The sequence below is a fragment of the Flagellimonas maritima genome (assembly GCF_003269425.1).
Classification (GTDB): domain Bacteria; phylum Bacteroidota; class Bacteroidia; order Flavobacteriales; family Flavobacteriaceae; genus Flagellimonas; species Flagellimonas maritima.
Map to the genome: position 1 here is coordinate 1198917 of NZ_CP030104.1, position 11445 is coordinate 1210361.

The window sequence follows — 11445 nt, forward strand, 5'->3', positions numbered from 1 at the left end:
AAAAATGAAAAGACGTAGTTTTATTACAAAAGGAAGCCTAAGTGCTTTTAGTGCCATCGTAGGTGCTAAAATCGTTTTTGGACATAAAATTCCTTTGGGGTATAAGCCTTTGGGATTACAGGACCCAGACCCTTTTAGACTTTTTGGAAAAGACAAGGGCATGAACGTTCTGAATAATAAGCCCTGGAATATTGAGGCACAAGCACATCTATTGGACGATAAGATTACACCCAATAAGTTTATGTTCATCAGAAACAATGGCTTGGTTCCAGATGTTATTGATGTAGACAATTGGTCATTGATATTTGACGGCGAATCAGTTCAGAAAAGTAAAACCTATTCCCTTTCTGACCTAAAATCTAAATTTAAACAATATACTTATCAACTAACTTTGGAATGCGGGGGTAATGGCAGAAGTGAGTTCAATCCGCCAGCAAAAGGCAATCAATGGACTGTTGGCGCTGTTTCCTGTGCCAATTGGACAGGTGTTCGATTAAGGGATGTGCTCAATGATGTAGGTTTAAAAAGTAACGCTGTCTACATTGGATATCATGCTGCGGACAAACACTTAAGTTTAAATCCAGAAAAAGAACCTATCTCTAGAGGAGTTCCCATCGCCAAAGCATTACAGAATGAAACACTATTGGCATTCAAAATGAACGATAAAGATATTCCCCTTGCCCACGGTTACCCCTTAAGATTGATAGCAGGAGGTTGGCCCGCATCTGCATCTGGCAAGTGGATAAATAGAATTAGTATAAGAAACAAAGTGCATGATGGTGCCAAAATGAACGGGACATCTTATCGAGTTCCCTGTGAGCCTGTAGCTCCAGGCGAGAAAGTAGCCGAGGAGGACATGTGTATTATAGAATCCATGCCCATAAAGTCCTTAATTACCTATCCTAAATCTGGAGCCATAATTAAAAATGGAGCTACTTTAAATATTCGAGGCCATGCATGGGCCGGTGAACTTGAGGTTTCTAAAATGGAATATTCTATAGACTTTGGAGCTACATGGCATGTTTGCACTTTAGAAAAGCCAGTAAATCGTTTGGCATGGCAACACTTTTCTACAAAAATCGGCAACTTTCAAAAGAAAGGGTATTATGAAGTCTGGGCGAGGGCTACCGACTCAAAAGGCATAAGCCAGCCAATGCTTTTACCTGGCTGGAATCCCAAAGGTTATTTGAACAATGCGTGTCACAGAATAGCAATTAAGGTCGTTTAGCCATGTCTTTTGAAAATAAATTTAAAAATCAAGTTAGAAGCCTATATTATAAACTTATGTTGGCTTTTGGACTAATTGGATTTGCTGTTTTTGGTTTTATCTATATCGCTTTAAACCCATCCGTTTTTTCCAAAAAACCTACAGAAACCATTATAGTTGAATTACCCGAGTTAGCAAACGAAATTAAAGATGGGGTTCATATTGTGACAGGATTTGTAGATGATGAAGGACTTACCGAGGTAATCCAGAACTGCACCAATTGTCATTCAGCAAAATTGGTTACACAAAACAGAATGTCCAAAGAAGGGTGGATAGCGACCATTAGATGGATGCAAGAAACCCAAAATCTCTGGGACTTGGGAAATCAAGAAGAAACAATAGTAAACTATCTTGCTACCAATTATGCTCCCCAGAATAAAGGCAGACGTGATAATTTAACCGATATTGAATGGTATGTTTTAGAGGAATAATTTCTCGAAAATCCTTTTTATTTGGCAAAGTAAAAATAGATTCCAATTACTATAATGCATACTAATGCTCCAGCTTCTTTTACGTATTTAAAGGGGGTAATCTCCACTTGCTTCGTATATTTTTGTACAAATGCCTCTTTTCTTGGATAGAATTTACCGATCAACAACATTATTCCGGCATTAAGCAAAAAGAGGATAGCCATAACATGTAAAAAATGAGGATAGGCATCGGCTTCTACGAGTCTTAAGGTAGCCTCATCAGTTATGCCAGAAGCTTTAGCTGTTTCCATCGCCTTTTCTACCATTGCAGGGCCAACGATAAACTGACTTATAATATAGAGTCCAGAACCTAGAAATATGGCAATCTTAGCCGCAATCGCAGGCACTCTTTTGGTCATGTAACCAACCACAATAATAGTTAATATCGGTATATTATAAATACCATTGATTTCTTGGAGATAGTTGAACAAACTACCTGCATTGGCGATTATAGGGGCAATAAACATAGCGGCTAAAGCCAGACAAACCCCAAAAACCTTTCCATATTTCACGACAGTAACTTCGGAGGCATCTTTTTTTATATGCTGCTTGTAAATATCTATACCAAAAAGTGTTACAGAACTATTAAGCACACTATTGAATGAACTTAGTATTGCACCAAATAATACTGCTGCAAAAAAACCAACCAAATACTTAGGCAATACGGCTCCAACCAAAGCTGGATAAGCAATATCACTGGACTCCAAACTGCCATCAAAATAATGATAGGCTATCATACCAGGTAATACTAAAATCAAGGGGCCCAGTATTTTTAGAAACGAAGCCAGCAATAATCCTTTTTGCCCCTCTGCTAGACTTTTTGCTCCCAAAGCTCTTTGAATAATTTGTTGATTGGTTCCCCAATAAAACAACTGCACTAACATCATCCCTGTAAATATTGTAGAAAAGGGAACTTCTTGTCCGTGTTCTCCAGTAGAATCGAATCTTTCAGGATTTGAGGAAATCAATGTATCCAAGCCTGTTAGAACACTCCCATCGCCAATTGCCATCAATCCAAATACAGGAATCATGATCCCACCTATCATTAATCCTATAGCATTGATACTATCTGATACGGCTACTGCCTTGAGTCCTCCAAAAACTGCATAAATAGACCCTACTACACCAATTCCCCATATACAGATTACCAAGGCAGTGGAGTCGGAAACATTTAATAGTTCCGGAACATTGAACATTCCGCTTATAGCCACAGAACCAGAGTACAAAATTACAGGCAACAATACCACCACATAGCCCGTTAAAAAAAGACCGGAAGTTATTGTTTTGGTTGCAACATCAAACCTTTCTGCCAAAAATTGTGGAACAGTGGTCAAACCGCCTTTTAAATATCTGGGCAATAAAAAAATAGCTGCGACAACCATGGCAATAGCGGCCAGGGTTTCCCATGCCATAACAGAAAGTCCGTCTTTATAAGCGCTTCCATTTAATCCTACAATTTGTTCTGTAGATAAGTTAGTCAATAACAACGACCCTGCAATAACTCCCGCCGTTAAACTTCTTCCACCCAAAAAATATCCATCTGATGATTTTTCATCCGTACTCCTGGTTGCTAAATAAGCTATCACACCCACTAAAATGGTGAATCCCAGAAAAGATAGTATTCCTAACATATTGATCGGTTCAGTTTGTTTATAGTTTATAAATATATTGGATTATTTATCAAAACAATAATTATAAAGATAACATACCAGACAATCTTAGAATCCATAGGCGTTTGTCCCAAAAACATTAACAATCTCAACTTTTCCTGTTACTAACGGAATAGTTATCTTACTCCCTATTTTAACCAAATGAAAAAAGTCTTCTGGATTTTCGTCGGTCTTATTTTCTTTGTTGGGGGCTGTTCCAAAAAAGATGCCGAGAGTCTTTTTGTAAAAAGGCCTTTATCACATACTGGAGTCACTTTTGCCAACCATCTTAAAGATACGCCAGAGCTTAATATACTTACCTACTTATATTACTATAATGGGGCAGGGGTCGCTGCAGCCGATTTTAACAATGATGGTCTGGTCGATCTCTATTTTACTTCAAACCTACAAGCAGATAAGTTGTACTTGAACAAAGGCGCCCTACAATTTGAAGATATTACGGAATCAGCTAAAATTAACAACAGCAGTGGATGGACCACAGGGGTTAGCCATGTAGATATCAACAATGATGGATTATTGGATATTTATGTTTGCAAGGTTGGAAATTACAAGCAATTAAAAGGAAAGAATCTACTCTATGTAAATCAAGGAGTCGATGAACAGGGGGTACCTCATTTTAAAGAGAAAGCTTCAGAATATGGTATAGATTTTTCGGGATTTTCAACTCAAGCCGCTTTTTTTGATTATGATATTGATGGGGATTTGGACATGTTCTTGCTGAATCACTCTATCAACCCAAATCGTTCCTATGGAAAAGGTGCAAAAAGAAAACAATTGGATTCCCTATCTGGTGATGTCCTATATAAAAATGAAAATGGAAAATTCTTGAATGTCTCAAATGAAGCCGGAATCTTTCAAAGCAAAATTGGATATGGCTTGGGCTTGGGTATTAGTGACATCAATAATGATGGTTATCCTGATATCTATATTGGAAATGATTTTTTTGAAAATGATTATTTATATATCAATCAACAAAATGGGACTTTTGAAGAAATTATCTCTAAAAATGATAAGAAATTAGGCCATACAACGCATTTTTCTATGGGCAATGATATTGCGGACATCAATAATGATGGTCTAACAGATATCATTTCTCTAGACATGTTACCTGAAAATTTGGAGACATACAAGACTTCTGGATTGGAATACCCCTTTCCCGTATACCAGCAATATCTAAAAAATGGATTCGCTCCACAATACATGCAAAACGCTTTGCACCTTAATTTAGGTGATGGCAATTTTAGTGAGACGGCAAATCTTAGTGGTATTTCTGCAACAGAATGGTCTTGGGGAGCCCTTTTTGCGGACTTTGACAATGATAGCCACAAAGACCTTTTTGTTTCCAATGGGATAAAAGGCGCTACCAATGATATGGATTTTATTAGTTTCATTGCAAACGACAAAATTCAAAAGAATATCGAAAAAGGAATGTCAGCAAAAGAAATGGCTTTTATTGATGAGCTCCCAGAAAAAAAAGTGGCCAACTATTTCTTTAAAAATAACGGGGATTTGTCTTTTTCAAACGTCACCGATTCATGGCTAAAAAAAGAGAACTCCTTTAGCAATGGCTGTGCTTATGCTGATTTAGACAATGATGGCGATTTAGATTTGGTAGTGAACAATATTAATGAGAAGGCTTTCATCTTAGAAAATACCTTGAATACTGCATCAAATCAAAATACTCTCAAACTGACCTTCAAAGGAAATGAAAAGAATAAATTCGGTATAGGAACTAGAGTTGTTGCACACACTAAAACAGACATTGTCACCCATGAGAACTTTACAACCAGGGGTTATCTTTCTGCTGTTCCAAATACCATACATATGGGGTTGGGGAAAGACTCCATTTTAGATTCCCTGACCGTTATTTGGCCTGGTGGAAAATTTCAAACTTTAAGGTCATTAAAAGATGGCAATATAGTACTTGAAGAAAAGAATTCAGCTGGAAATTTTTATTTAAAAAATAGCAATACCAAACCTTCCTTATTTATTAAAAAGGATAGTATAATACCATTTGTCCATAAAGAACAAAATACATTTGAGTTTGATAGGGATCCCTTGGTCCCGTTCGCCAACACCAATGAAGGACCTTCGATTTCCGTGGCAGATATAAATAATGATGGGCTCCAAGATATATTTATTTCAGGGGCAAAAGCACAAGCTTCAAAATTATACGTTCAACAAGCCGACGGCATCTTTACCAGCGAACAAGAAGCTGTTTTTTCTAAAGATGCTTTTAATGAAGATGTATCCCATGCTTTTTTTGATGCCAATGGAGATGAATTTCAAGATTTGGTTGTAGTCAGTGCAGGTAACGAGTTCAAATCATCCAATAGAATTCAGCCAAGACTCTACATCAACAAAAATGGTGTTTTTGAAAAACAAACCAATGTATTTGATGGTATAGAATTAAACGCTTCAAAAGTAACTGCTGTGGATTTTGATAATGATGGTGATATGGACCTTACGATAACCTCGGACCAAATTCCACAGCAATTTGGAATTACATCGGCACAATATCTGTTAAAAAATAATGGGAAAGGTGTTTTTGAAAATGTCACCACAAGTATTTCTCCAAGTTTTGAATCTATCGGTAATGTAAAAGATGTTACTTGGATAGATTTGGACGGTGATGGTTTCAAAGACCTGATAGCAGTAGGCAATTGGATGCCCATCTCAATTCTCATGAATGATGGTAAAAACCTAAATCTCGCTTCAAAAAATGGATTGGGCAAAACCCATGGATTTTGGAAATGTATTGTTGCAGAAGATTTTGATAACGACGGCGACATAGATTTGGTAGCAGGAAACTGGGGAAACAATAGTAAGTTAAAGGCATCTCTAAAACATCCAATTACTCTGTACAGTAATGATTTTGATGCCAATGGATCAATAGAACCTTTGGTAACGTATTTCTACCAAGAAAAAGAAACCCCTTTTGCTTCAAAAGATGAATTGGTAAAACAAATGCCTTTTTTAAATAAAAAGTTTCTTTCATATGAGAGCTTTGCCAAGGCATCCCTAAACGATTTATTTAGCACAAAAAAACTTAAGAACGCAGTTCAAAAAAATGTTTACGAACTTTCCAGTTGTTACTTTGAGAACCTTGGGAACAATACGTTTAAAAAAATTGAACTTCCTAAAATAGCTCAGATTTCCACCATAAATGATATGATAGTGGATGATTTTGACGATGATGGCCATAAAGATATCCTTGCCGTAGGCAACAACTATGAAATTAGCACACAACTTGGTAGGATGGATGCATCGCATGGTATATTTTTGCGGTTTGGAAAAAATGATTTTGAATGGAACAATAACCTGAAAATCAATATTTCAGGACCCGCTAGAAATATTGAAAAAGCTATAATAAATGAACAGGAACACTATATAATTGGTATTAATAATGCTGCTCCACAATTATTTGAAATAAAATGATCAAGCATACTTTTTCAACCTTACTCTTGTTAGTCGTTTTAAGTTGTGGAAAAAAGGAAGGGACCCTTTTTTCAAATCCATCGGCAGAGGAAACGGGTATTTTGTTCAGCAATACCCTCTCAGAATCTGATGATCTGAATATTCTTGACTATCTCTATTTTTATAATGGTGGCGGTATATCCATAGGCGATATAAACAATGATGGGCTCCCTGATATATTTTTTTCTGGAAACCAAGTAAAAAATACGTTGTATTTGAACCAAGGGGGATTAAAATTTAAGGATATTTCTGAAAAAGCAGGTGTTCAAGGTGACAGCTCATGGAATACGGGATCTGTTATGGGGGATATAAATGGAGACGGCTTTTTAGATATTTATGTATGTGCTGTTGTGGGGATAAATGGATTTGAAGGTGCCAATGAACTTTTTATCAATAACGGCGATAATACATTTACAGAGAGTGCCGCAAAATATGGGTTGGACTTTGATACTTATAGTTCTTCTGCAGCTTTTTTGGATTATGACCTTGATGGTGATTTAGACCTTTATTTATTGAACCATGCAGTGCATACCCAAGAATCTTTTGGGCGGGTCGACTTACGGTATACCAGAAATTTTGAAACAGGTGATAAATTGTTACGTAATGACGGCGATAAATTTACAGACGTAAGCGAAGAGGCAGGAATTTATGGTGGAATCAATGGTTATGGCCTGGGAATAGCGGTTTCGGATTTTAATGTTGATGGCTATCCCGATCTCTATATAGGCAATGATTTCCACGAAGATGATTACTATTATCTGAACAATGGAGATGGAACATTTACCGAAAGTCTTCGAAAGTATTTTGGCCATACCAGTAGATTTTCCATGGGAAGCGATGTAGCGGATATCAACCATGATGGGTTACCTGATTTTATTTCTTTGGATATGCTTCCTGAAGACGAAGTTCCGTTGAAATCATCGGAAGGAGACGACAATATTCAAGTGCAACGCTTACGAACCCAGCGTTACGGATATCATTACCAATTTACCCGAAACATGCTTTATGTAAACCAACCAAGTGGTAATTATTTGGAAACTGCACTATTGAGTGGAATTGCTGCAACCGATTGGAGTTGGAGTGCTCTCTTTGGGGATTATAATCAAGATGGCGAGCAAGATCTTTTTATTTCGAATGGCATTCCAAAACGACCAAATGACTTAGACTATATCCGATTTGTTTCCAATGAACAAATTCAAAAAAAACTGGACAACACCAAACTGGTAGATCAAGAAGCGCTGAATTTAATGCCTTCCGGAGCAACGAACAATATGGTTTTTAAAGGAAAATCAAATCTTCAATTTGATAATAAATCCAATGATTGGATTACCAGAGATACTTTAATATCAGGTGCTACGGCATATGGGGATTTGGACAACGACGGAGATTTGGACTTGGTCACCAATAACATCAATAGGCCGGCTACAATTTATCAAAATAAAATCGGCTCCACTTCCAATTATTTGAAAATAAGACTAAAATACATTGGGAGAAATCCTTTTGCTATAGGAACAAAAGTCTATTCCTATCATAAAGGAAAACTACAGTACAAAGAACTTTATACTACCCGCGGGTTTCAATCAAGTTCTGAACCCATTATACATTTTGGCTATGGCGCTTCAGAAAAAATAGACTCAATAAAAATTGTTTGGCCTGATAAATCCTATCAAACACTGAAAAACATTTCTACCAACCAAACTTTAGAGATAAGACCAAATAACACTAACCCTTTTGACTATGAAAAAACAAAACGGAACAAAGGGCTTATTTTCGAGAAAGTTGAAGATAATTTAGGTCTTAACTTTACACATGTAGAAGACAACCATATCGATTTTAATAGGGAAAAACTTATTCCTTATCGCGTATCTGATCGGGGACCTGCCGCAGCTATTGGAGATTTGAACGGTGATGGAAAAGATGATGTATTTTTTGGTGGCTCAAAATTCTTTTCCTCAAAAATCTATATCCAACAGGATACTATATTTACAGAAAAGAAATTTACAGTGATACAAAAAGATTCCGTAAAAGAAGAAGTGGTAGCGCTAATAAAGGATTTTGACAGAGATGGAAAAAATGATGTTTTTATTGGCTCTGGTGGAGCGGATTTCTATGGAAAGGTCAAACCGCTACTTGATAATTATTTTATTCAAAAAGATACTGCGTTCTTGAAAGCCAAAATTCCCGATTTCTTTGAAAATACTTCCGTAATCGAAGCTAACGATTATGATGGGGATGGGGATTTGGATGTATTTGTGGGGAGTAATGTAGTAACTTCAAAATTCGGTAAAACTCCAAATTCATATTTACTCAAGAATACCAACGGTAATTTTTCAATAGTGGAAAATACCCCGTTTCAAAACCTGGGGATGATCACTGATGCTACTTGGTCAGACTTTAACAATGATGGAGTTGAAGATCTTATCGTTATCGGAGAATGGATGGCTCCTAAATTCTTTAAAAACTCTAATGGTTCATTTGAAGAAGTTGACCTTTTGGAAAATAATCTGAATGGTCTTTGGCAGGCTATTCAACCCTTTGATATAGATAATGATGGAGATATAGATTATTTGTTGGGCAATTGGGGCATAAATTCAAAATTCAGTGCGTCCAAAAAAGCCCCTATGAATCTTTATTCTTATGATTTTGACGGCAACGGAAGCACAGAAACTATTGTTGCTACAGAAAAGAACGGGAAATACTACCCCTTATTGGGGTTGGACGAGTTATCAGGACAATTGGTTTCTTTACGAAAGAAATTCACTACCTATAAAAGTTTTGCAGGTAAATCAATTGAAGAAATTTTCAATAAAAAGACTTTGGCCAAAGCTGAAGTTTTAAAAATACATGAACTTCATTCCGGATATCTGCAAAATAATGGCACTTCATATACTTTTATCCCTTTTAAAGCTGAGCTGCAAGTTTCTCCGATTACGTCTTTTTTGGCCTTTGATTTTAACGGCGACTCAAAAAATGAAGTATTGGTCGCCGGCAACTATTTTGGCGTAACACCATTTCACGGAAAGTTCGATTCTTTTCCCGGGGCATTGATAACTAATGAAAATGATATAATTTTGGGAGATGCGCTCGGTTTAGAGATGTCCCAAAAATCTGCCAGACACTTAAACGCATTTAATTTCAATAATGCTACATACCTGCTAGTAACTGTAAATAACGATAAGGCTCAAGTTTATAGGCTGCTTAGATAAATTAATAGAACAATGAAAATGCGAATCGGCTTACTATATATATACACAATTTTTCTCTTTTCATGTGCAAAAAAAAGTGAACCCATTGTCATAGATCCAAATGATTTTCATGGTTCTGTGGACAAGGTTACTGAAGTGATGATACATGATATTTTCTCGCCTCCCGTAGCAAGTAGGATCTTTGCTTATCCAAATATAGCGGCGTATGAAATTTTAGCATCACAGGATAATGAATACAAATCATTGGTAAATCAAGTTAGGGGACTTACACCCATCCCAAATCCAGAAGTGGCCGAAAAGATAAATTACGAATTGGCTGCTTTGATTTCCCATATTGAATTGAGTAAGCGACTTATTTTTTCCGAAGACAGGATTGAGGCTTACAGAGACAGCTTGTACACTATTTGGGACGATAAAAATACAAATGAGTTCAACGCATCCAAAGACTATGGCCTTAAAGTGGCCGAGCATGTCGCTAAATGGATGAACAAAGACAATTACAACCAGACCAGAACCATGCCCAAGTTTACAGTGGATACGGACAATCCTTCTAGATGGCAACCTACCCCGCCTGCATACATGGCCGGGATAGAACCGCACTGGAGTAAAATAAGGCCCTTTGTAATAGATTCCGCAAGTCAGTTTAGGCCAACGCCGCCGCCACTATTTTCAATGGAAGAAGACTCTGATTTTTATAAGGAATTGAAAGAGGTGTACGACATCAGTAACGATATTACTACCGAAGGAGATTCCTCTGAAGAAGTAGAAATTGCCCAATTTTGGGACTGCAATCCTTATGTATCAGTAACTCGAGGACATTTAATGTTCGCCACTAAAAAAATTACTCCCGGAGCACATTGGATAGGAATTACCAAAATAGCGAGCAGAACTACCAATGCCGATGTAAACAAAACAGTTTATGCCTATACAAAAGCTTCGATTGCAATGGCAGATGCCTTTATTAGCTGTTGGGATGAAAAATATAGAAGTAATTTGATTCGCCCAGAAACATTGATTAATGAACATATTGATGAAAATTGGGAGCCGATATTACAAACACCTCCATTCCCCGAATACACTAGTGGTCATAGTGTTGTTTCTGGTGCCGCTGCAGTAGTTCTTACAGATATTTTTGGTGATAATTTTGCCTTTGATGATGATACTGAAGTTCCTTACGGTCTACCGGTTCGCACTTTCAAATCCTTTGAGCAAGCTGCAGACGAAGCTGCTATGAGTAGAATGTACGGAGGTATTCACTACAGGGCAGCAGTGGTCGTAGGTGTAGACCAAGGAAGGCGCTTGGGCAAATATGTAGTGGAAAATCTCAAAATGCTTCAATAACTCTTCTTTACCCA

The 11445-nt window shown here is 37.1% G+C and carries 6 protein-coding genes; 5 read left to right on the plus strand and 1 reads right to left on the minus strand.

Annotated elements, in window-relative coordinates; translation table 11 throughout:
* Nucleotides 1-4 precede the first annotated feature (4 nt).
* Together HME9304_RS05240 and HME9304_RS05245 are read left to right on the plus strand one after the other, a co-directional pair.
* The gene (locus HME9304_RS05240) at nucleotides 5-1228 is read left to right on the plus strand and encodes a sulfite oxidase (RefSeq protein WP_112377579.1); all 1224 of its coding nucleotides are present in this window, start codon (nucleotides 5-7) and stop codon (nucleotides 1226-1228) included.
* Between the two features lie 56 nt (nucleotides 1229-1284).
* Nucleotides 1285-1698 carry a monoheme cytochrome C gene (locus tag HME9304_RS05245; protein ID WP_239023389.1) on the plus strand — a complete coding sequence of 138 codons (414 nt, stop codon included), beginning with the start codon at nucleotides 1285-1287 and terminating at the stop codon, nucleotides 1696-1698.
* A 17-nt stretch (nucleotides 1699-1715) separates the two neighbouring features.
* On the opposite strand, the gene HME9304_RS05250 is transcribed toward HME9304_RS05245, so the two are convergent.
* A complete protein-coding gene (locus HME9304_RS05250) occupies nucleotides 1716-3368 on the minus strand; it encodes a solute:sodium symporter family transporter (protein WP_112377581.1) in 1653 nt (550 codons plus the stop codon).
* Between the two features lie 180 nt (nucleotides 3369-3548).
* Between HME9304_RS05250 and HME9304_RS05255 the strand changes: the two genes are divergently transcribed.
* From HME9304_RS05255 to HME9304_RS05265, 3 genes are read left to right on the plus strand one after another with little or no spacing between them, the layout of a single operon-like run.
* Entirely contained in the window at nucleotides 3549-6845 is a 3297-nt protein-coding gene (locus tag HME9304_RS05255) for a VCBS repeat-containing protein (RefSeq protein WP_112377582.1), read from the plus strand.
* Nucleotides 6842-10090: a VCBS repeat-containing protein gene (locus tag HME9304_RS05260; RefSeq protein WP_112377583.1), complete on the plus strand. Its 3249-nt coding sequence runs from the start codon at nucleotides 6842-6844 to the stop codon at nucleotides 10088-10090. The genes HME9304_RS05255 and HME9304_RS05260 overlap by 4 nt, the downstream gene beginning before the upstream one ends.
* A gap of 12 nt (nucleotides 10091-10102) precedes the next feature.
* Nucleotides 10103-11431, plus strand: coding sequence for a vanadium-dependent haloperoxidase (locus tag HME9304_RS05265; RefSeq protein ID WP_112377584.1), 1329 nt, complete (start codon nucleotides 10103-10105; stop codon nucleotides 11429-11431).
* Nucleotides 11432-11445: the final 14 nt, after the last annotated feature.

Excerpts from the sequence above, each read along its gene's own strand:
- HME9304_RS05240 (WP_112377579.1), top strand. The coding sequence starts at position 5 with ATGAAAAGACGTAGTTTTATTACAAAAGGAAGCCTAAGTGCTTTTAGT.
- HME9304_RS05245 (WP_239023389.1), top strand. The coding sequence starts at position 1,285 with ATGTTGGCTTTTGGACTAATTGGATTTGCTGTTTTTGGTTTTATCTAT.
- HME9304_RS05250 (WP_112377581.1), bottom strand. The coding sequence starts at position 3,368 with ATGTTAGGAATACTATCTTTTCTGGGATTCACCATTTTAGTGGGTGTG.
- HME9304_RS05255 (WP_112377582.1), top strand. The coding sequence starts at position 3,549 with ATGAAAAAAGTCTTCTGGATTTTCGTCGGTCTTATTTTCTTTGTTGGG.
- HME9304_RS05260 (WP_112377583.1), top strand. The coding sequence starts at position 6,842 with ATGATCAAGCATACTTTTTCAACCTTACTCTTGTTAGTCGTTTTAAGT.
- HME9304_RS05265 (WP_112377584.1), top strand. The coding sequence starts at position 10,103 with ATGAAAATGCGAATCGGCTTACTATATATATACACAATTTTTCTCTTT.